Consider the following 21,215-nt stretch of genomic DNA (forward strand, 5'->3'; position numbering starts at 1 on the left):
TGGGCCCCGCGTCGGTGTCCGGTCAGGTCCGGGTGGAGCGGCGGCGGCGCAGGAACAGGCCCCCGGCGAGCGCGGCGAGCAGCACCAGGCCGCCGGCCGCCGCCCAGAGCCAGCCCCGGCCGGCGTCGTCGGTGCCGGTCGCGGCAACCGGGGTGGCCGACGGGGAGTCGGGTGCCGCACTGCTCGGCGACGGCGACGGCGTGGGGTTGGCCGACGGGGTGACCGACGGCGACGGGGGCGCGGCGGCGGTGCCGGTGGTGAGGGTGAACCGCACCTCCCCCTTGACCGGGTGGCCGTCACTGGACGGCAATTGATAGTCGACGATGTACAGTCCGGCCGCGCCCGGGGCGAACGGCACCCTGACCCGGCTGCCGGAGAAGGTCGGCTCGCCACCGGCGGCCGGGATGTTGTCCGGACCGGTGACTGTGATCTTCGTCCTGTCCGGATCGAGTTTGGCCAGGAAGCGCAGCTCGACCGCGGCCGGCGCGGTGGCGACCTTGGCCCCGTTGGCCGGATTACTCCCGGTCAGCGAGTTGTGTGCGAACGCCGGCGACGCCGGCAACAGCGCCACGCCGAGCGCCACGCCGACGAGCACTGGCACCGCCCGCACCAGCCGTGGGACCCTGCCCCCCATGAAGCCCTCCGCAAAGGTACGATCCGCCCGCTGATCGCGCGGCTGAGAATTGGTCGTTCCAGGATCGCAGATAGTTCCACATATTGTTCCCAGAGCTGCATCCGAGCGATGTTCCAGGAAGTCTGTGCGGTGGGGCCGGCGCTGCCCGGTCACGCACCGATGCCGACCGAGCCGCGCGTGACCCGCAGCACAGCCATCCATCGAACGGGGCGAGGAGGCGGCGATGGTCGACAGGGTGAGGCGACTGCTGGCAGCGGTCGCCGTGGGCGTGGCGGCGGCGGTGCTGCTCGGCACCGGGACGGCCGCGCAGGCGGCCGGGACGCACCGGACGGCACCGAAGACGCCACCCGCCGGAGTGGACATCACCGGGGTCGGGCTGACCGAACCGCTACGCCTGCGCACCGACACCGCCCCCACCCACGTGGTCGCGGTCATCGACCAGGTCAGCTGGTTCGGCCGCACCGGTGAGGCCAAGGGGCCCAAGGCCGCCGACCTCGGTCCGAAGTACACCATCGTGGTGCTCGCCGGGGACGCCCCCAAGCAGACGTTCGACCTCTACCCGCTGGCCAAGGGCGGCCCCCGGGCCTTCCGGCCGGCCAAGCAGCCCGACCAGCGCAAGACCACCGCCGGCTGGTTCCTCGGGCGGCTCAGCATGTCCGAGACGCTGCGCGCCGCCGGGGTGCCGCTGGAGCGGCAGCTCGACACGGTCAGCGGCGGCGTCGGTGGCGGCGAGCGGGTCCTTACGGACGACGCCCTCAACCCGGGCCGGGACATCGACGACGCGATCGCCGAACTCCAGCGGCTGCTGCTGCTCAACGTGGGCGTGATGCTGGTGATCACGCTCGGTCTGGCGGGCATCGCCCTGCTGGTCCGCCGCCGCACCCGCTGACCTCCGGCCGGCCGCCGATGCCGGCCCGCACAGCCCCGCCGGTCCGGCGCGGTGCACCCGCGCCCCGGTGCCGGTCAGGCCGGCCGGTCGGCCGCCGTGCCCGCCGCCGACCACACCGCCAGCACCACCTTGCCCCGGACGTGCCCGGCCTCGACCAGCCGGTGCGCGTCCGCGGCCTGGGCCAGCGGGAGCACCCGCTCGATGTGGACGGTGAGCCGGCCCGCGTCGACCAACGCGGCCAGCAGCCCCAGGTCCGTCGAGGACGGCTGCGCGAACAGGTAGCTGCCGCCGAGCCGGGTGACGTGTTCCGGGTCGGCGACGGAGACCAGCCGGGCCGGGCGGGACAGCAGCGCCGCCGACACGTCCAGCGCCGACCCGCCGAACAGGTCGAGCGCCACGTCCACCCCGTCGGGCGCGAGCGCGCGGAGCCGGTCGGCCAGGCCGTCGCCGTGGGCGACCGGTTCGGCGCCCAACGACCGGACGAAGTCGTGGTTGGCGGGGCCCGCCGTGCCGATCACCCGGGTCGCCCCCAGCGCCCGCGCCACCTGCACCGCGAGATGCCCCACCCCGCCCGACGCGCCGTGCACCAGCACGGTGTCCCCCGCGCCGGTGCCGGCCCGCCGCAACGCCTGGTAGGCGGTCAACCCGGCCAGCGGCAGGCCGGCCGCCTCGGCCCAGGACGCCCGCGCGGGCCGGACCGCCAAGCAGCGTTGCGGGGCGGGGACCAGTTCGGCGTAGCTGCCGTACTGGAGGTGGTCGCGACGGACGTACCCGATCACCTCGTCGCCGACGGCGAACCCGGTCACCGCCGGACCGGCCGCCACCACCACACCCGCCGCGTCCCAGCCGGGCACCAGGGGGAAGTGCGCGGGGATCGCCCCGGCCAGCTGCCCGGCGCGGATCTTCGCGTCGACCGGGTTCACCCCGGCGGCGCGGACCCGCACCAGCACCGTGTCCGGCCCCACCGGGGGGTCGGGCAGCTCCCGCAGGGCCAGCCGGTCGGCCGTACCCCACCCGTCGATCGCGATCGCCTGCACGTCACCCACGCTAACGGCCGACGGGCCGTCAGGTGATCAGCACCAACGGTGTGGCGGGCGTTGGACACGCTGCCGACGCCGGCCGGGGCGGACCGGGCCGTGCCGGTGCGCGCCGGCCCACCCGGCCAGGTCGCTGCGGCAGGCACGGGCCGGGGTGTCCGGCTGACCGGTCGGGCCGGGTTCCGCCGCCGGTCGGGATGCCGCGCCGTCGACGGTCTCGGTGCCGCGCTGGCGGGGCAGTGTCAGCTCGTCGTCGGCCCGCTCGGCCGCCCGGCAGACCTGCTCCGTGGCCATCCGGCGGTGCGGTCGGGCCGCCGGCGGCTGGTCGGGGTGGCCCGGTCGGCAGGGTTCGCCCTGGGCGCAGCCGTGGTCGGCCTCCCCGTGCGCCATCCCGGTCTCCTCACACTCGCGTCGCCCGCCGGGACGACACCCCGGCGCGGCAGTGCCACCGTACTGGCCGGCACCGACGCGCCGTGCAGCGCGTACCCCCGGTGTCAGGACCTCGAACGACGCGGGAAGATCGTCTCCCAGACCGGGAACGCGACCAGCCAGATCAGCAGCCCGACGGTGAGGTTGCGGATCCAGTTCGCCAGCTCCCGGGTGCGCTCGGCGTCCCCGACGACGACGATCGCGGCGGCCAGCAGGGCACAGGCGACGGCCCAGCCGAGCAGTGCCTTGCCCCATTCCCGCCACTCGTGGCGGGCCCGCGCCCAGCCGTACCGGGGTGGTTTCACCGGCGGCGGGCCGCCCGCGAAGCGGTGGGCGAAGCGCTGGTCGGCCCACCGGATCACGGAGTGCCCGAACGCCACCGAGAACCCGAGGTAGACGGCGGCCAGCCCGTGGGTGGCGTCCGCGGTGGCCCCCCGGCGCAGGTCCACCGCCGCCGCGCCCAGCAGCACCAGGTCGACCAGGGGGACGCAGACCAGCAGCGCCGCGCCCAGCCGGGGCCGGCGCAGCGGGTACCGGGCGACCAGCCCGGCCGCGAGCAGCACCCAGAATCCGATCTCACACCCGACGATGACCGCCAGCAGCATGTCCACCTCCCCGTCCCGGTCCAGCGTGCCGGGGCGGGCCGGTGGTCACCTCACCGGCGGGGACGAGTTCCGGGTCCCTCCTTCGGCGGAGCGGCGGCCCCGCGTACCCCCTTCGGCGGACGGCCGACCGGGCGGCCTCCTCCGCAGGTGGGAGGGGCACCGGCCCGGGGTGTGGTGGGATCGGGACCATGCGGATGCCGGGCTGGGTCGGCTCCGGCCGGCCGGGACGCGACCTGGCCCTGGCCGGGGTGTCCCTGGTCGGCGGCCTGGCGGCCTACGGTGTCGGCCTGCAACCGCAGTTCGGCTGGGCGCCGGACGTGCCACGGGTGTCCTTCCTGGTGCCGCTGCTGGCGGTCAGCGTGGCGGTCGGGCTGCGCCGGGTGGCCACCCGTACCGGCCTGGCGGTGGGCACGGTGGCGGTGCTCGCCGACGCCGCGCTCGGCGTGTCGGTGGGCACCACGGTGATCTACACCCAGGTGTTGTACGACACGTGCGTGTACGGCCCGCCCCGGTGGTGGCGCTGGCTGTTGCGGGTCACCGTCGGGCTCAGCGTCGGCGGCACGGTGCTGGGCCTGCTCTGGTGGGGCTGGCGGGGTGCCGCCGTCGGGATGCCGTTCGCGCTGCTCGGGGTGCTGCCGGTGGTCACCGGGATCAGCGTGCGGCAGTACCGGGACCAGGCGGCGACCGAGCGGGCCCGCGCCGAGCAGACCGCCCGGCTGGTCGAGCTGGACCGGCGGCAGGCGGTGCTGGCCGAACGGGCCCGGATGGCCCGGGAGCTGCACGACGTGGTGGCGAACCAGCTCAGCGCGGTGGCCCTGCACGCCACCGCCGTGCTCGCCGCCCCCGGGCTGGACCGGCCCCGCATCGACGCGGCGCTGCGGGTGATCCGGGAGAGCAGCGTGCAGGGCATGGCCGAGATGCGGCAGCTCATCGGGCTGCTGCGGGAGCCGTCCGTGGACCCGGTGCAGGAGGCCACCCGGGTCCGGCTGGACGAGTTGGACCGGCTGCTGGCCCGGATGGCCGACGCCGGGCTGCGGGTCCGGGCGACGGTGCAGGGGCCGCCCCGGGAGCTGCCGGTCGGGGTCGACCTGGCGGCGTACCGGATCGTGCAGGAGTCGTTGACCAACGCGTTGCGCCACGGTACGGGCACCGCGGAGCTGACCGTGGCGTACCGGCCGACGGAGGTGGCGGTGACGGTGGAGAATCCGGTCCGCTCCGGCGGGCCCGGTGCCGGCGCGGGGCTGCCGGCCGGGGGCGCGGGCCTGATCGGGATGCGGGAGCGGGCCGCCCTGCTCGACGGCGAGTTCACCGCCGGCCCCGGGGACGGCTGCTGGCGGGTGCGGGCGACGCTGCCGGCCGGGGAGCGGCCGTGACCGCCCCGGTCCGGGTGGTGCTGGCCGACGACCAGGCGGCGGTCCGGGCCGGTCTGGTGCTGATCCTGGCCGGCGCGCCGGAGATCGAGGTGGTGGGCGAGGCGGCCGACGGGGAGACGGCGGTACGGCTCTGCCGTGAGCTGCGTCCCGACGTGGCGGTGCTGGACATCCGGATGCCCCGGCTGGACGGGGTGTCGGCGACCCGGGAGATCGTCGCCGCCGGCACGGCCGACGTGCTGGTGCTGACCACCTTCGACCTCGACGAGTACGTCTTCGGCGCGCTGCGTGCCGGGGCGGCCGGTTTCCTGCTCAAGGACACCGACGCGGCCGGTCTGGTGGCGGCGGTGCGGACGGTGGCCCGGGGCGAGGGGGTGATCGCCCCGACGTTGACCCGGCGGCTGATCTCGGCGTTCGCGGCGACCGCGCCGGCCGTCGACGGGGCGGACCGCGCCGCGGTGGCCGGGTTGACCCCCCGGGAGCGCGACGTGCTGGCCTGCCTGGGCGTCGGCCTGTCCAACCGGGAGATCGCCGACCGGCTGGCGGTGGCGGAGAGCACCGCGAAGACCCACGTGAGCCGGGTGCTGGCGAAGTTGGCGCTGCGCAGCCGGGTGCAGGCGGCGATCCTGGCGCAGGAGCTGGCGCTGCCCGCACCCCCACCATGATATAGATTTTGGTCTATTGACTGACGGTCCGCGACGGTCATAGGGTGCGAGCGGAACCGTGGGCTTTCCGGCTGGCGACCGTGGTCCGACGCCGCGCCCGACCGGAGCTCCGACGGGGATCGGAGGAATCGTCATGATCGCGTCCAGGCGGTCCGTCCTGACGGCGGCCGGCATCCTCGCCGGCACCACCATCGTCGCCCTCGGCATGACCACGGTGGCCGGCGGCGCACCCGCCACGGCCACCCCGGCCGGCGGCTGCACCGCCACGGTCCGGGTCGACTCCCGCTGGGGCAGCGGCGCAAGCGGCGGCCAGATCGTCACCTTCACCGTCGCCAACACCGCGTCGTCGACCGCCAACCGGTGGACGGTCACCTGGCCGCTCACCGACGGCCAGCGGATCGTGTCGTCCTGGAACACCTCGGTCAGCGCGACGGGTCGCACCGCGACCGCGACCAACACGTCGTACAACGGGGTGCTGACGCCGGGCGCGTCGACCACCTTCGGCGTGCAGCTCGCCGGCCCCACCACCACGCCGACGCCGAGCTGCACCAACGACGCCGCCCCGCCGACCACCGCCAGCCCGCCGACCGGCGCCGACGTCACCGTCCGCGAGGCCGACAACCAGCGCACCGTCACCCTGTTCGTCGGGCAGACGCTGGGCGTGACCCTGGCGGCCGACTACCTGCCGGTCACCACCACCGGGAGCGCGCTGACCCCCGTGTCGACCAGCGGCGGCTACCCGACCGGGCAGCCCCTCGTGGCGACGCTGCGGGCCGTGGCCCCGGGCACCGCCGAGCTGACCACCAGCACCGACCACGCCTGCCGGCACGCCACCCCGCCGTGCGCCCTGCCGACCGTGCTGTGGACGCTGCACGTCGCGGTCCTCGACGTGCCGCCGACCGACGCCGGGCAGACCGTCGTCGTCTCCGCGCCCGACAACCAGCGGGACCTCACGCTGCGCGTCGGTGACACGCTCGTGGTCAGCCTGGCCAGCAACTACCTGCCCCCGACGCTCTCCCCCGCCGGGGTCGTCGTGCCCCACGAGGTGACCGGCGGCTACCCGAGCGGCCAGCCGCTCGTCGCCCGCTACGTGGCGACCGCGCCCGGCCGGGTCGACGTCTCCACCATCACCGACAACCTCTGCCGGCACGCGCCCACCCCCTGCCCGTCCCCCCAGGTGCGCTGGGTGGTGCACGTCACCGTCACCAACTGACCGCCACCCCGCCGACCTGCGCCCCGACGCCCGGCGACCCGCCCCCCGGCGGGTCGCCCCGGAGCCGACGTCGAGTCCCTGCTCAGGGCATGTCACGCTGGAGCGGTGAGCGAGCCGGACGGGAGGGAACTGACGGCCACCCTGCGCCGGATCGAACGGGCGGCGGGGGCGCTGGCCACGGCCAGCGTGGTCCGGATGGACGAGAGCCTGCCCTGGTTCCGTGAGCTGCCGGCCGAGCAGCGTTCCTGGGTGATGCTGGTGGCGCAGGCCGGCGCCCGGTCGCTGGTCGAGTGGCTGGGGTCCGGCGGCGGCACCACCGACAGCACCCAGGAGGTCTCCGACGAGGTCTTCGCCACCGCGCCGCTGGCCCTGGCCCGGTCGATCAGCCTCCAGCAGACGGTGGCGCTGATCAAGGTGACCATCGACGTGGTCGAGGAGCAGGTGTCGCACCTGGCCGCGCCCGGTGAGGAGCAGCAGCTGCGCGAGGCGGTGCTGCGGTTCTCCCGGGAGATCGCCTTCGCCGCCGCCCGGGCGTACGCCCGCGCCGCCGAGTCCCGGGGCTCCTGGGACGCCCGGTTGCAGGCGCTGCTGGTCGACGCCCTGCTGCGGGGGGACTCCCCCGACGTGCTGGCCAGCAGGGCCGCCGCGCTGGGCTGGGCGGACGCCCCACCGGTGGCGGTGGCGGTGGGCCGGTCCCCCGGCGGGGAGGTGTCCGCCGTGCTGCACACCGTCTACCGGTACGCCCGCCGGATCGGGGTGGAGGTGATCGGCGGCGTGCACGGCGACCGGCTGGTGATCGTGCTCGGTGGCGCGGCCGACCCGATGGCCGCCACCGAGAAGCTGCTCCCCGGGTTCGGCGACGGCCCGGTGGTGGTCGGTCCCGCCGTACCCAGTCTGGACGAGGCGACGGACTCGGCGCGGGCCGCGCTGGCCGGCTACCGGGCGGCGCCGGCCTGGCCGACCGCGCCCCGGCCGGTGCCGGCGGCCGACCTGCTGCCCGAGCGGGCCCTCGCCGGCGACGCCGAGGCCCGCCGCCTGCTGCGCCACGACGTGTACGCCGCCCTGGTCCGCGCGGGCGGGGAGCTGCTGGAGACGTTGGACGCCTTCTTCGCCGCCGGCGGGACGCTGGAGAGCGCGGCCCGCGCCCTGTTCGTCCACCCCAACACGGTGCGTTACCGACTGCGTCGGATCGCCGAGGTGACCGGATTCTCCCCGCTGACCCCCCGGGACGCGTTCGCGCTCCAGGTGGCGCTGACGGTCGGCCGGCTGGACCCGATCGTCCCGGCGGGCGCGCCCGGTCCGAGCCAGAAATGACACCGGGTGACCGGTGAGCAGGGCCGCTAGGCGACGATCACGGCCGATGTTTGTAGGAACCCTCCAAGAGTTCTAGTGCGGTTTGGTGTCAGCCCGCACAGCGCTTACCCCGGGGTATCGGGAAGAGTCATAGACGTGCTCGCCGTCCTCTCTCCCGGCCAGGGTTCCCAGAAGCCCGGCTTCCTGACACCGTGGCTCGCCCTGCGCGGCGTCGAGTCACGGCTGCGCTGGTGGTCGGTGCCGGCCGGGGTCGACCTGGTCCGGCTCGGCGCCGAGGCCGACGCCGACGAGATCAGGGACACCGCCCGCACCCAGCCGCTGCTGGTGGCCTCGGCCCTGGTCGCGGCCGAACAGCTTCCCCTGCACGACGTGAACCTGGTCGCCGGGCACAGCGTCGGCGAGCTGGCCGCCGCCGCGCTCGCCGGGGTGTTCTCCGCCGAGACCGCGGTCACCCTCGCCGGGGTACGCGGCCGGGAGATGGCCGACGCCTGCGCGCTGACCCCGACCGGGATGGCCGCCGTGCTCGGCGGCGACCCCGACGAGGTGCTCGCCGCGCTGGACACCCACGGCCTGCACCCGGCCAACCGCAACGGCGGCGGCCAGATCGTCGCCGCCGGCACGCTCGACGCCCTGGACAAGCTCGCCGCCGAGCCGCCGGCCAAGGCCCGGATCATCCGGCTGCAGGTCGCCGGGGCGTTCCACACCCCGTACATGGGCCCCGCCGAGCAGGCGCTGGCCGCCGTCGCCGCCGGGATCACCCCGTCCGCCCCGGCCCGGCTCCTGCTCTCCGACCTCGACGGCGCTCCCGTCGCGCACGGCCGGGAGCTGGTGCACCGGCTGGTCCGGCAGGTCACCGCGCCGGTGCGCTGGGACCTGTGCATGCGGACGCTGGCCGACCTGGGCGTCACCGGCGTGCTCGAACTGCCCCCGGCCGGCACCCTCGCCGGGCTGGTCAAGCGGGAACTCAAGGCCACCGGCGTACCGGAGATCGTCACCCTGAACACCCCCGCCGACCTGCCCGCCGCCCGGGACCTGATCGCCCGGCACAGCGGCCCGCCCGGTCACCGCCCGACCGACCGCACCCGGGTCGTCGTCGCCCCCGCCGTCGGCACCTTCGCCCCGGCCGAGGGCCTCACCGAGGGCACCGAGCTGAGCGCCGGCCAGGTGCTCGGCCAGGTGACCACCCGGCTGGGGCCGGTCGAGGTCACCGCCCACGAGAGCGGCCCGCTCACCGAGTGGCTCGCCCACCCCGCCGACCCGGTCGCGCCGGGCCGACCCATCGCCCGCATCGGAGGCCAGGCATGAGCGGCAGTCGGATCGTCGCCCTCGGGCACTACCAGCCCTCCCGGGTGGTGACCAACAACGACATCGCCCAGTTCGTCGACACCAACGACGAGTGGATCAGGGACCGGGTCGGCATCGTCAGCCGGCGCATCGCCGACGGCGAGACGGTCGCCGACATGGCCACCGCCGCCGCCGACAAGGCGCTGGCCAACTCGGGCCTCACCGCCGCCGACATCGACCTGGTCGTCGTCGCCACCTGCACCTCGATCGACCGCAGCCCGAACGTGGCCTGCCGGGTCGCCGCCAAGCTGGGCATCACCGCCCCCGGCGCGTTCGACCTGAACACCGCGTGCTCCGGCTTCGCGTACGCGCTGGGCACCGTCGACCACGCCATCCGGGCCGGCGCGTCCCGCAACGCGCTGGTCATCGGCGCCGAGAAGCTCTCCGACTTCACCGACTGGACCGACCGCTCGACCTGCATCATCTTCGCCGACGGCGCGGGCGCGGCGGTGGTCACCGCCACCACCGGCGACGAGCCGAGCGGGATCGGCCCGGTGGTGTGGGGCTCCGCGCCGGACAAGAGCGACGCGGTACGCATCGAGGGCTGGCGGCCGTACATCGCGCAGGAGGGGCAGTCGGTGTTCCGCTGGGCCACCACCGCGCTGGCCCCGCTGGCGCTGCAGGCGTGCGAGAAGGCCGGCGTCGACCCGTCCGAGCTGGCCGCGTTCGTGCCGCACCAGGCCAACTCGCGGATCATCGACGGCATCGCCAAGCGGCTGAACATCCCGCAGGCGATCATCGCCAAGGACATCGTCGAGTCCGGCAACACCTCGGCGGCGAGCGTGCCGCTGGCCCTGTCCAAGCTGGTCGAGCGGCGGGAGGTGCCCTCGGGCGCGCCGGTGCTGCTGTTCGGCTTCGGCGGCGGGCTGACCTACGCCGGTCAGGTCGTCCGCTGCCCCTGAGACCCGACGCGGTCGGCGACCGCGGCGCACCGCCAGCCGGCGGAGAACAAACCCCGATGAGAGGAACCCACCGTAATGACCCGTGACGAGATCACCTCCGGCCTCGCCGAGATCCTCGAAGAGGTTGCCGGGGTGAACCCGGACGACGTGGCCGAGGGGAAGTCCTTCACCGACGACCTCGACGTCGACTCGCTCTCCATGGTGGAGGTCGTGGTCGCCGCCGAGGAGAAGTTCGGCGTCAAGATCCCGGACAACGAGGTGCAGAACCTGAAGACCGTCGGGGACGCCGTCAGCTTCATCGAGGCGCAGTCCTGAGATGAGTCACGTCGACGTCGTCGTCACCGGGCTCGGCGCGACCACCCCGCTGGGCGGGGACGTCGCGTCGACCTGGGACGCCATGCTCGCCGGCCGCTCCGGGGTGAGTCCGCTCACCCAGGAGTGGGCCGGCCAGCTCCCGGTCCGGATCGCCGCCCAGCTCGCGGTCGATCCGAGCGAGGTGCTGGACCGGGTCAAGCTGCGCCGGCTGGACCGTTCCGAGGCGATCGCGCTGATCGCGGCGCAGCAGGCCTGGGCGGACTCGGGGCTCGCCGACTCCGGGCTGGACCCGGAGCGGTTGGGGGCCAGTGTCGGCTCCGGCATCGGTGGCGCCCTGACGCTGCTCGCCCAGGACGACATCCTGGAGGCGTCCGGCCCGCGCCGGGTCTCCCCGCACACCATCCCGATGCTGATGCCGAACGGCCCCGCCGCCTGGGTGGGGTTGGAGCTGGGCGCGCAGGCCGGGGTGCACTCGGTGGCGAGCGCCTGCGCGACCGGCGCGGAGGCGATCGCGCTCGGCCTCGACATGATCCGGTCCGGTCGGGCCGACGTGGTGGTGGCCGGCGGCACCGAGGCGGTCATCCACCCGCTGCCGATCGCCGGGTTCAGCTCCATGCGGGCCATGTCGACCCGCAACGACGAGCCGGAGCAGGCCTCCCGCCCGTGGGACAAGGGCCGCGACGGCTTCGTCCTCGGTGAGGGCGCCGGCATCCTGGTGCTGGAGCGGGCCGACCACGCCGCCGCCCGGGGCGCGCACGTCTACGCCCGGCTCGCCGGCGCGGGCATCACCTCCGACGGGTACGACATCGTGCAGCCGCACCCCGAGGGTGCCGGCGCGATCCGGGCCATCGCCAAGGCGATCGCCGACGCCGACGTGGCCAAGGCCGACATCGTGCACGTCAACGCGCACGCCACCTCGACCCCGGTGGGCGACCTCGCCGAGATCAAGGCGCTGCACCGGGCGCTCGGCGACCACCCGGTGCTGACCGCCACCAAGTCGATGACCGGGCACCTGCTCGGCGCGGCCGGCGCGTTGGAGTCGATCGCCACGATCCTGACCATCCGCGACGGCGTCATCCCGCCGACGATCAACCTGGACGACCCGGACGACGGTCTGGACATGGACGTGGCCGCGAACAAGGTCCGCCACCTGGACGTGCCCGCCGCGCTGAACAACTCGTTCGGCTTCGGCGGTCACAACGTCGCCCTGGTCTTCACCCGCCCCTGACGGCACCACCGGCCCACCGACCCCGGCACTCCGGGGTTGGTGGGCCGTCGGGTGACGGTGGGCGAGCGGGGCCTGTCGACGGGTGGTGGGCCGCCGCTGATCTTCTCAGCATCCGGTCGGGACCAGCGCGTTCACCGGATACTAGCCGGTCGGAAATTTCGCGGAAATCGCCTCTTCCTAGCTTGCCCGCATGCCTCACACCCCGGACACAGCCCCGACGCCGGAGAACGGCGACGACCACACAACGGCACTCTTCGACGAGTGCGGCAGGCCCGCTCCCGCACCACTGCTCGGCCGACGCGCCCTGCTGGCCGCCGCCGGAGCCGCCGCCGTGTCACCACTCGCCCTGCCCGCGCCGGCCCACGCCGCCTCCCCCGGGCCGCACCGGCCGGGCCGTGCCCCGGGCTGGCGTCCGGAGCGGGGGCACTACCTGATCAGGAACGCGGCGTTGGTCTCCGTCGATCCCGTGATCGGCAACCGGGCACGGGCCGACATCGAGGTGCTCGACGGGCGGATCGTCCAGGTCGGCCCGAGCCTGCGGGCCCGGGGTGCCCAGGTCATCAACGCCTCGAAGATGATCGCGATGCCCGGCTTCGTGGAGACGCACTACCACATGTGGAGCGCGCTGGGCCGCAACTTCGTCTCCACCGGATTCGAGTACTTCGCGGCGAAGTCGGCCACGGTCGCCGCCTACCAACCGGACGACTTCTACCACAGCGTGCTGCTCGGTCTGGTCGAGTGCGCGAGCGCCGGCATCACCACCGTCAACAACTGGGCGCACAACGTACGCGGGCCGGAGTACGCCGACGCGGAGTTGCACGCGCACGCCGACGGCCTGGTCCGGGCGCGCTACTCGTACGGCCACCGGGACGGCCAGCCGGCCACCCAGCCGATCGACTTCGCCGACATCGACCGGGTCACGTCCACCTGGTTCGGCAAGAAGTCGCCGTTCGACGGGCTGGTGCACCTCGGGGTGAACCTGCGCGGCCCCGGCCAACTGCCCACCTTCCTGACCGAGATGGCCGAGGTCAGGAAGCGGAAGCTGCCGGTCTCGGTGCACTCCGGGCAGGGCCCGACGACGGCCGTGCACGCCGCCGACCTGGAGCGGATGGGTTTCCTCGGGCCCGACTTCCTGCTCTGCCACGCCCTGCCGTTCGACGAGGCGGACCGGCAGGCGATGGTCCGCACCGACGCCCCGGTCAGCTTCTCGGTCCACTCCGAGCTACGCCTCGGCACGGCCGGCGGCTTCCACGGGCAGCTGCTGCGGATGCTGGCCGCCGGGATCACCGTCTCGTTGTCCTTCGACGCCAGCTCGCTCGCCCCGATCAACATGTTCGAGTCGATGAACGTCGCCTGGAACCTGGGCATCCCGTGGGTGGGCACGGACACCGCGACGCTGCCGCCGGTGGTGTTCCGGCAGGCGATCGAGATGGCGACCATCAACGGCGCGAAGGCGCTGGGTCTCGCCGACGTGACCGGATCGATCACCCCCGGCAAGCGGGCCGACATCGTCCTGATCCGGGCGGACGACCTGAACATCGCCCCCATCGGGGACCTGGAGTCGACCCTGGTCCGCTCGGCCACCCCCGCCAACATCGACACCGTGCTCATCGACGGCCGGATCGTGAAGCAGAACCGGACCATGGTCAGCCACGACACCGCCAAGGTGGTCCGCAACGCGGCGGCGGCGGCCCACGCCGTCCGTACCCGGGCCGGTGGGGTGCTCACCCCGACCAGCACCACCCCGCCCACGTTCTGACCCGCCCCCGCACCGGGTGTCCGGCCCGCCCCCTTCGCGGGCCGGACACGCGGTCCGACCGGTCCGCCCCTCGCGGTCCGGACGCCCAGGTGATCCGGTCAGCGGGGCGCCGGCACCGCCTCCCGGGCCAGGGTCACCGCACCCAGCAGCGCCGCGTCGTCGGCGAACCGGGACAGCACCACGTCGGGGCGGTGCGGGAGCACCTCGGCCAGCCGGTCGACGAGCAGCCCCCGGATCAGCGCGCTGCCGGCCACCCCGCCCACCAGCACCACCCGCTGCGGATCGAGCAGCAGGCAGCAGGTGACCAGGTGCCGGGCCAGCTCGTCGACCCGGGCGGCGAGCGCGTCGCGGGCCGCACCGGGCAGCTCGGCGGCAGCGGCCAGCCCGGCCGCCTGCCCGGCCACCCCCAGTTCGTCGGCCAACCGGTCCAGCGCCCGGCCGGAGAAGTCCAGCTCCAGCATGGTGCCCGGCCACGGTCCGCCGGCCACCGCGTAGCCGATCTCGCCGGCCGCGCCCCGGTGCCCGGCGAGGACCCGGCCGCCGACGGTGACCGCCGCCGCCACGCCGGTGCCGATCCCGACCACCAGGCCGGGGTCGGCGTCGCGCAGCGCACCGAGCCGCAGCTCGGCCAGGGCGGCGGCGTTCAGGTCGTTGTCGACCGCCACCCGGGTCACCCCGAGGGCGTCGGAGACGGCGTCGGCCAGGCGCAACCGTTCCCAGCCGGGCACGTTCGGGGCCAGGTCGATGCCGTCGGGGCGGACCACACCGGGCGAGGCCACCCCGGCCGCCACCAGCGGCCCGCCGACCTCGGCGACCAGCGCGGCGGCCAACTCCAGGGCCCTGTCCAACGCCTGCGGGGCACCCTGTTCGGCGTGCGTGGCGATCCGCCGGTGGGCCAGCAGCCGACCGGTGTCGTCGGCCACCCCGACGGCCATCTTGGTCCCGCCGAAGTCGATGCCGAGCAGCAGTTCCCCGGTCCGGGTGCCGGCGGCGGCCCGGCCGGCCAGCCGTACGCTCACCTGGTCCACCGCCCCGTCACCGCCGTGTCCGCCGGTCGTCTCCGCGACGGTGTGCCGCCCGGCCGCACGGGCCGGCGGCCACCGGGTCGCCCGATCGGCGCGCTCACCGGCCGGCCACCTCGGCGGCGACCGCATCCAGCGCCTCGTCGGCGCGGGCCAGCCGGTCCCGGGTCACGGCGAGCCGGTCGGCGACACCGGTGAACGCGACCCGCAGGGTCGCCACCTGGGCGCGGACGGCGGCGGCGCCGGGCCCGTCCACCTGCGCCCGGTCGAGCACCAGTTCGGGGTCGACGGCGGCGGCGATCAGGTCGGCGACGGCGGCGTCGGTGAGCCCGTCGACCAGCCCGTCGGCGGCGGCCCGGACCCCCTCGGCGGTCCAGGTGCCCGGCGCACCGGCGCGGACCAGCCGGCCGACGACCGAGTGGGCGGCCCGGAACGGCACCCCGTGCCGGGTCAACGCGTCGGCCGCCGCGGTGGTGGTGGCCCCGGACGCGACGATCTCCTCCCGGGTCGGCGGGTGCAGCGGCTCCAGTTCGGCGAGGAAGCCGCCGACCAGGGCGAAGAACCGTTCCGCCCGGTCGTTGCTGTCCCAGAGCCGGACCTGCACGTCGGTGGTGGCGTTGTTGGAGTCCTCCCACCAGGCCGCCCCGACGTTGTTGAGCACCGACGCGGCGTCGGCGGCGCTCGCGCCGGCCATCGACACCAGGTGCTCCAGCACCACCGGGTTGCGCTTCTGCGGCATGATGCTGCTGCCCTGGGTGAAGTCCCCGGGGGTGGCCACCCACTGCCAGGTCAGCCAGTCCATCAGGGTGCGGGCGAGCCGGGCGCCGGTGGCCAGGGCCTGCGCGTTGAGGGTGCCGACCCGCACCAGGTGGTCGGCGCCGGCGACGGCCTCGTAGGAGTTGGTCACCAGGCCGTCGAAGCCGAGCAGCTCGGCCACCCGGGCCGGGGCGATGTCCAGGTCGGTGCCGGCGAACGCGCAGGAGCCCAGCGGCGAGACGTTGAGCTGGTCGATCACGTCGGCGTACGCGGCGGCCTCGCCGGCCAGCGCCTCGGCGTAGCCGGCCAGGGCGTGCCCGATGGTGGTGGGCTGGGCAGGCCGGCGGTGGGTGTAGCCGGTGATCACCACGTCGGCGTACCGGTCGGCGGCGTCCAGCGCGGTCACGCCGGTGACCAGCACCCGGTCCAGCACCCCGAGCAGCTGGTCGCGCAGGAGCATCCGGAACACCCCGGCGTCCAGGTCGTTGCGGCTGCGGGCCATCTGCACGTCCAGTTCGGACGCGGGCAGGCCGCACGCCTGCGCGAGGGTCTTCTCCAGCAGGTAGTAGGTGTCCTCGAAGCTGCCGTCGAACGCCGGGGCGGGGGCGGTGTCGGCGCGCAGCGCGGCCAGCCCGCGCAGCAGCCGGGCCCCCCGCTCGGCCGGGATGAGGCCCTGCTCGGTCAGCATCACCACGTGTGCCTGGCTGGCGCGCACCATCGCCGGGTACAGGTGGCCGACGTGGTGGTCGTAGGTCGGGGCCAGGTGGTGCCGCTGGTAGGTGGTCAGCTCGCTCATGGCGGTTCCTTACTTCCTTCCGGGCCGGGACGCGGCGCGGGGGCCGGTTCCCGGGTTCTCGGCTGGTCGGTCGGTCAGGCCGAGCAGCCGTTCGGCGTTACCGGCGAAGATCGCGCGGAGGTGGTCGTCGGGCATCCCCAGCTCGCGGCAGACCCGCAACTGGTCGTCGAGGTAGCGGGTGACGTAGCCGCGCGGGAACCACGACGAGTCGCTGCCGTACACGATGCGCTGCGGGCCGATCGTCTCGTAGCAGCGGCGGAACAGGTCCTCCAGCGTCAGCTTGTACGGCATCCAGCGCACCCACTGGTTGGAGCCGGAGGTGTCGACGTGGATGTTGGGGCAGCCCCAGGCGGCGAAGAGGAGATCCTGCACGTGCTGGACGCCGAAGTGCGGCACCACCACGTTCAACTCGGGGAACCGGCGGGCCATCCGGGCCAGCTCGTCGGGGCCGCCGTACCGGCCGAAGGAGAGGCCACCGGCGCTGCCGTAGTGGCCGATGTGGATCAGCACCGGCACCCCGAGGCGCTGGGCGGTGGACCAGAGCGGGTCCAGGTCGGCGTGGTCCAGCGGGCCGCGCAGCAGCGGGGCGAACAGCTTCAGCCCGCGCAGGCCCCGTTCGGTCACCGCACGTTCCAGTTCGGCGGCGGCGTCGGGGCCGTACGGGTCGTGGTGGGCGAAGCCGAGCAGCAGGTCCGGGTGCCGGTCGACGACGTCGGCGACGGTGTCGTTGCCGCCGCCGGTGACGAAGACCGCCCGGCGTACCCGCACCGCACGCAGCTCGTCGGCCCACCGGTCGGCCTCGTCCTGCCAGCGGGCGGCGGGGGGCTCCGGGTCGGGGAAGCTCCACGCCTGCCGCCACGCCTTCGCGTACGGGGCGGACCCGGCGGCCCGGACGGCCCGCTCGTGCTCCCCGCCCGGGTGCATCCCGGCGGCGTCCTCGCAGGCGTGGATCGTCTCGTCGGTGCCGATCCGGAAGTGCAGGTGGAAGTCGACGATGTCGAGTCCCCGGTCCACGCTCATCGGTCTCCCCCGGTCGCCCCGTCCGCCGCCGTCGGGTCACCGGCCGTCGTGGTCGGCCCGGCCGTCGGGGCCGGGCTGTCGGCCGTCGTGTCGGGCAGCGGGTCGGCGGTGGGTGGGGCGGGCGGCGGGGCGGCCACCCAGGCCGCGACGATCTCCCGCAGCCGCGCGCCGGCCGTGGCCCGCACCTGCCGGCCGGCCGCCTCGGACGCCAACGAGATGTGCCCGGACCAGCCCTGCCACGGATCGGGCCGGGACTCGACCAGCACGTACGGGTGGCCCACCGGCAGCTTCGGCTTCGGCGGCAGGTCGGTCACGGCGTCGAGGCGGACCGCGCCGGGATCGAACCCGAGCACCCCGGAGGTCTCGTACGCGCCGCCGTGCCCCCGGGCGGTCAGCGGCCCGTACAGCTCGGTGGTCTCCGCCGGGGTGACCAGCTGGAACCAGTTGACCAGCAGCAGGCTGGCGGTGCGTTGGCCGGAGACCCACTCCATCGCGGCCCGGACGGTGGACATGTTGGCGTCGTGCCCGTTGACGATCAGCAGCCGGGGAAAACCGGCGGCGACGATCCCCTCGATCACGTCGGCGAGATAGCCGACGGCGATCTCCGGCCGGATCGACACCGTCCCCGGCCAGGGCCGGGTCTGCCCCGGGCAGGCCGCGTACGGCACCGCCGGGAAGAGCACCCCGCGCGGCCCGGGAAGGCCGGTGGTCGTATCCCCCAAGGAGCCGGCGGCCGACGCGGCCCCGGCGGCCGGGGCGGATGCGCCGCCGGCCTCGGCGGCCGGACCGGCAGCGCCGCCGGCCTCGGCGGCGAAGCCCTCGGCGAGGATCAGGTCGGTGCCGAGCGGCAGGTGCGGGCCGTGCCACTCGACGGCGCCGACGGGCAGCACCGCGTAGTCGGCCGCCGCCGCGACGGCGGCCAGCTCACCGCCGGGAATCCGGGTGGCGGGCAGCAGCCCGCCGCCGGCCGGCCAGGTCACGCCGTCCACTTCGCCGCCTCCCGGGTGGCCCGGCCGCCGTTCTGCAGGCGGCCGGAGAACACCATCACCACGAAGATCAACACCACCTGGAGCATGCCGTACGCGGCGGCGGTGCCGACCTCGAACGAGTACATCCGGTTGTTGATCTCGACCGAGATGGGTGCCGTCTCCGAGGTGTAGATCAGCACCGAGGCGACGAACTCGCCCACCCCGTTGACGAACGCGAGCAGCGCGCCGGCCAGCACACCCGGCAGCATCAGCCGCAGGGTGACCGTGCCGAACGCCCGCCACCAGGGCGCGCCGAGATTGCGGGCCGCCTCCTCCAGCGACGGGTCGATCTGCGCCAGCGTCGCCGAACTCGACCGGAACACCAGCGGCAGGAACCGCACGAAGTACGCCAACGGCATGATCCAGAAGGTGCCGATCAGCACCTGGCCGAAGCTGAACGCGTTGCCCGTGCTGAACGCCGAGATCAGGTTGATCGCCACCACCGTGCCGGGCAGCGCCCAGGCCAGCATGACCGCCACGTCGAGCAGCCCCCGGCCCCGGAAGTCGAGCCGGCGCACCGCGTACGCGATCAGCACACCGACCACCACGCAGCCGACCGTGGCGAGCAGGCTCATCTGCAACGAGTTGAGGATCGGCCGGTACGCCCCCGGGTCCGAGAAGATCGTCACGAAGTTCGCGGTGGTGTACTCCGACGGGATCACCTCGGTGGTCCACGAACCGTCCCGGGAGAAGGCGACCAGGGCGATCGTCGCCACCGGGGCGAGCAGCACCAGGGTGGCCAGCACCGAGGCCAGCAGCGCCAGCCACTTGCCGAACGGGTTGGTGATCTCCCGGCGGTGCGAGGCGACGCCCTTGGACTGGGAACGGTAGCTGCGCCGCCCCTCGTACCAGCGCATCCCGAGCAGGAACAGCACCGACGCCACCGCCAGCACCGACGCGTAGGTCGAGGCCATCGGCAGGTCGCCGTTGGTGCGGTTGATGTAGATCTGCATGGTCATCGTCCGGTCCACCCCGAACAGCAACGGCGCGGTGTACGACGCCAGCGACGTCATGAAGACCAGCAGCGACGCCGAGACCAGCGCCGGGGTGAGCATCGGCAGCAGCACGGTGCGCCACACCCGGACCCGGCCCGCGCCCAGGTTGTAGGCCGCCTCCTCCACCGACGGGTCCATCCCCACCAGGGCTGCCGAGGCGGCGAGGTAGAAGAACGGGTACATGGTGAAGGTGTGCACCACCAGCACCCCGGCGATGCCGGTGAACGGCAGCACCGGGTTCTCGGTGCCGAACAGGTGTTGCAGGCCGCGCGGCAGGATGCCGGTCTCGCTGTAGAGCAGCTGGAACGAGATCGCCCCGATCAGCGGCGGCAGCGCCGCCGGCACCAGGATGATCGCCTCGATCAGCCGCCGGCCGGGAAACGAGAACCGCTTGAGCAGGAAGGCCATCGCCACCCCGACGATCCCGCAGAGCAGCACGCTGGCCGCCGAAATGCCCAGCGAGGTGAGCAGCGCCGACCGGGCGACCCCGGTGCCGGTGACGAACTCGGTGTAGTTGGCCACCCCGTCCACCCCGACGCTCTCGGCGAAGGTGGCGAACATCGGCTGCACCACGTAGCCGAAGAGGATCAGCGCCAGCGGGAACACCAGCAGGTACGGGAACCACGGTGAGTTGGCGTTGAGGCCGCGCCGGGGCCGGGCGGCCGGCGGCGGGGCGGGGTCCTGGGTGACCGGCGGCACGGTCGCCGGGCTCGGCGTGGCGGGAATGGTAGTCACGGGGTCACCACCCACATCCGCTGCCGGTTGAGCCGCAGGCCGACCTGGTCGCCGACGGTGATGCCGTCCGGGACGTCGATCGCGGCGACCTGCACCGGCTCGCCGGCCACCTCGACCACGAGGTTGGTGGCCATGCCGGTGAACTCCACCTCGGTCACCCGGCCGGGGAGCGCGCCGGCCTCGGTGGTCGAGGTGAGCCCGAGGTGCTCGGGGCGTACCGAGACCAGGGCGGTGTCCCCGGCGCGCAGGCCGTGGTCGGTGGGGGCGGCGACGGCGGTCTCGCTGCCGTCGGGCAGGCCCACGGTGACCGTCTCGGCCGCGGCGGTGACCACCGGCAGGCTGAGCACGTTGCTGCGGCCGATGAACCGGGCCACGAAGGCGGTCGCCGGCCGGTGGTAGATCTCCTGCGGGGCGCCGATCTGCCGGACCCGGCCGGACTCCATGACGGCGATCCGGTCGGACATCGCCATCGCCTCGGACTGGTCGTGGGTGACGTAGATGGCGGTGGTGCCGGCCTCCTGCTGGATGCGCCGGATCTCCACCCGGGTCTCCTCGCGCAGCTTGGCGTCGAGGTTGGACAGCGGCTCGTCGAGCAGCAGGGTACGCGGCCGGATGACCAGGGCGCGGGCCAGCGCCACCCGCTGCTGCTGGCCGCCGGAGAGCTGGTCGATCCGGCGGTCGCCGTAGCCGGCGAGGTGCACCTGACCGAGCGCCTCGGTGATCCGCCGGGCGGACTCGGCCCGCCCCACCTTGCGGATCTTCAGCCCGTACGCGACGTTCTGCGCGACGGACATGTGCGGGAAGAGGGCGTAGTTCTGGAACACCATGCCGGTGTCGCGCTTGTTCGGCGGCCGGTGGGTGACGTCCTCCGTGCCGAACCGGATCCGCCCCGAGGTGGGGAAGTAGAACCCGGCCACCATCCGCAGGGTGGTGGTCTTGCCGCAGCCGCTCGGGCCGAGCAGGGTGAAGAACTCCCCCGCGGCGATGCTGATGTCGACGTCGTCGACGGCAGCGGTGTCGCCGGCACGCGCGAAGCGCTTGCTCACCGACTCCAGCGTGACATCGATCATGATGTCTTCTCCTTCATGCGGTACCGGACCTGGCCGGGCGGTGTGGCGGGACGGGCGGTGCCGGGGGCGGGACGGCCCCCGGCACCCGA

The 21,215-nt window shown here is 74.6% G+C and carries 20 protein-coding genes; 10 read left to right on the forward strand and 10 right to left on the reverse strand.

The window, feature by feature from the left end; all coding sequences use genetic code 11:
• Positions 1 to 22 precede the first annotated feature (22 nt).
• Positions 23 to 634 carry a copper resistance CopC family protein gene (locus tag FJK98_RS24895; protein WP_145921154.1) on the reverse strand — a complete coding sequence of 204 codons (612 nt, stop codon included), beginning with the start codon at positions 632 to 634 and terminating at the stop codon, positions 23 to 25.
• 223 nt (positions 635 to 857) lie between these two features.
• On the opposite strand from FJK98_RS24895, the gene FJK98_RS24900 reads away from it, so the two are divergent.
• Positions 858 to 1,523 carry a hypothetical protein gene (locus FJK98_RS24900; protein ID WP_145921155.1) on the forward strand — a complete coding sequence of 222 codons (666 nt, stop codon included), beginning with the start codon at positions 858 to 860 and terminating at the stop codon, positions 1,521 to 1,523.
• Between the two features lie 74 nt (positions 1,524 to 1,597).
• Here FJK98_RS24900 and FJK98_RS24905 read toward each other — a convergent pair whose 3' ends face one another.
• From FJK98_RS24905 to FJK98_RS24915, 3 genes are all read right to left on the reverse strand, one after another.
• Positions 1,598 to 2,560 carry an NADP-dependent oxidoreductase gene (locus tag FJK98_RS24905; protein ID WP_145921156.1) on the reverse strand — a complete coding sequence of 321 codons (963 nt, stop codon included), beginning with the start codon at positions 2,558 to 2,560 and terminating at the stop codon, positions 1,598 to 1,600.
• A 36-nt stretch (positions 2,561 to 2,596) separates the two neighbouring features.
• A complete protein-coding gene (locus FJK98_RS24910) occupies positions 2,597 to 2,950 on the reverse strand; it encodes a hypothetical protein (RefSeq protein WP_145921157.1) in 354 nt (117 codons plus the stop codon).
• Positions 2,951 to 3,054: 104 nt separating this feature from the next.
• Positions 3,055 to 3,594 carry a hypothetical protein gene (locus tag FJK98_RS24915; RefSeq protein ID WP_145921158.1) on the reverse strand — a complete coding sequence of 180 codons (540 nt, stop codon included), beginning with the start codon at positions 3,592 to 3,594 and terminating at the stop codon, positions 3,055 to 3,057.
• 188 nt (positions 3,595 to 3,782) lie between these two features.
• On the opposite strand from FJK98_RS24915, the gene FJK98_RS24920 reads away from it, so the two are divergent.
• The 9 genes from FJK98_RS24920 to FJK98_RS24960 all read left to right on the forward strand — a co-directional run bounded on the left by FJK98_RS24920 (position 3,783) and on the right by FJK98_RS24960 (position 13,704).
• Positions 3,783 to 4,967 (forward strand): sensor histidine kinase, encoded by a 1,185-nt coding sequence (locus FJK98_RS24920; RefSeq protein WP_205789189.1) that lies wholly within the window; start codon positions 3,783 to 3,785, stop codon positions 4,965 to 4,967.
• Entirely contained in the window at positions 4,964 to 5,629 is a 666-nt protein-coding gene (locus FJK98_RS24925; RefSeq protein WP_145921159.1) for a response regulator transcription factor, read from the forward strand. Before FJK98_RS24920 ends, FJK98_RS24925 begins: the two co-directional genes overlap by 4 nt.
• 133 nt (positions 5,630 to 5,762) lie before the next feature.
• Positions 5,763 to 6,842 (forward strand): cellulose binding domain-containing protein, encoded by a 1,080-nt coding sequence (locus tag FJK98_RS24930; protein WP_145921160.1) that lies wholly within the window; start codon positions 5,763 to 5,765, stop codon positions 6,840 to 6,842.
• Between the two features lie 78 nt (positions 6,843 to 6,920).
• Positions 6,921 to 8,156, forward strand: a complete 1,236-nt coding sequence (locus FJK98_RS24935; protein ID WP_228543461.1) for a CdaR family transcriptional regulator — start codon at positions 6,921 to 6,923, stop codon at positions 8,154 to 8,156.
• 135 nt (positions 8,157 to 8,291) lie between these two features.
• Positions 8,292 to 9,461 carry an acyltransferase domain-containing protein gene (locus tag FJK98_RS24940; RefSeq protein WP_145921162.1) on the forward strand — a complete coding sequence of 390 codons (1,170 nt, stop codon included), beginning with the start codon at positions 8,292 to 8,294 and terminating at the stop codon, positions 9,459 to 9,461.
• Positions 9,458 to 10,402 carry a beta-ketoacyl-ACP synthase III gene (locus tag FJK98_RS24945; protein ID WP_145921163.1) on the forward strand — a complete coding sequence of 315 codons (945 nt, stop codon included), beginning with the start codon at positions 9,458 to 9,460 and terminating at the stop codon, positions 10,400 to 10,402. Before FJK98_RS24940 ends, FJK98_RS24945 begins: the two co-directional genes overlap by 4 nt.
• A gap of 75 nt (positions 10,403 to 10,477) precedes the next feature.
• Positions 10,478 to 10,717 carry an acyl carrier protein gene (locus tag FJK98_RS24950; protein ID WP_067313076.1) on the forward strand — a complete coding sequence of 80 codons (240 nt, stop codon included), beginning with the start codon at positions 10,478 to 10,480 and terminating at the stop codon, positions 10,715 to 10,717.
• Position 10,718: 1 nt separating this feature from the next.
• Entirely contained in the window at positions 10,719 to 11,945 is a 1,227-nt protein-coding gene (gene fabF, locus FJK98_RS24955; protein WP_145921164.1) for a beta-ketoacyl-ACP synthase II, read from the forward strand.
• Between the two features lie 190 nt (positions 11,946 to 12,135).
• Positions 12,136 to 13,704 (forward strand): amidohydrolase family protein, encoded by a 1,569-nt coding sequence (locus tag FJK98_RS24960; RefSeq protein ID WP_205789197.1) that lies wholly within the window; start codon positions 12,136 to 12,138, stop codon positions 13,702 to 13,704.
• 98 nt (positions 13,705 to 13,802) lie between these two features.
• Here the strand turns inward: FJK98_RS24960 and FJK98_RS24965 are convergent, their stop codons facing one another.
• The 6 genes from FJK98_RS24965 to FJK98_RS24990 form a co-directional block, all read right to left on the reverse strand.
• Positions 13,803 to 14,723, reverse strand: a complete 921-nt coding sequence (locus FJK98_RS24965) for an ROK family protein (RefSeq protein ID WP_240762329.1) — start codon at positions 14,721 to 14,723, stop codon at positions 13,803 to 13,805.
• A 103-nt stretch (positions 14,724 to 14,826) separates the two neighbouring features.
• Positions 14,827 to 16,278, reverse strand: a complete 1,452-nt coding sequence (locus tag FJK98_RS24970; RefSeq protein ID WP_145921165.1) for a lyase family protein — start codon at positions 16,276 to 16,278, stop codon at positions 14,827 to 14,829.
• A gap of 9 nt (positions 16,279 to 16,287) precedes the next feature.
• Complete coding sequence (locus FJK98_RS24975; protein WP_145921166.1) at positions 16,288 to 17,298, reverse strand: amidohydrolase family protein; 1,011 nt, start codon at positions 17,296 to 17,298, stop codon at positions 16,288 to 16,290.
• Positions 17,295 to 18,278, reverse strand: coding sequence for a creatininase family protein (locus tag FJK98_RS24980; protein ID WP_240762331.1), 984 nt, complete (start codon positions 18,276 to 18,278; stop codon positions 17,295 to 17,297). Before FJK98_RS24980 ends, FJK98_RS24975 begins: the two co-directional genes overlap by 4 nt.
• Positions 18,275 to 20,056: an iron ABC transporter permease gene (locus tag FJK98_RS24985; RefSeq protein WP_240762333.1), complete on the reverse strand. Its 1,782-nt coding sequence runs from the start codon at positions 20,054 to 20,056 to the stop codon at positions 18,275 to 18,277. Before FJK98_RS24985 ends, FJK98_RS24980 begins: the two co-directional genes overlap by 4 nt.
• On the reverse strand, positions 20,053 to 21,126 hold the full coding sequence (locus tag FJK98_RS24990; RefSeq protein WP_145921168.1) for an ABC transporter ATP-binding protein: 1,074 nt from the start codon (positions 21,124 to 21,126) through the stop codon (positions 20,053 to 20,055). The genes FJK98_RS24985 and FJK98_RS24990 overlap by 4 nt, the downstream gene beginning before the upstream one ends.
• Positions 21,127 to 21,215: the final 89 nt, after the last annotated feature.

Source organism: Micromonospora sp. HM134 (assembly GCF_007833915.1).
Classification (GTDB): Bacteria; Actinomycetota; Actinomycetes; order Mycobacteriales; family Micromonosporaceae; genus Micromonospora; species Micromonospora wenchangensis.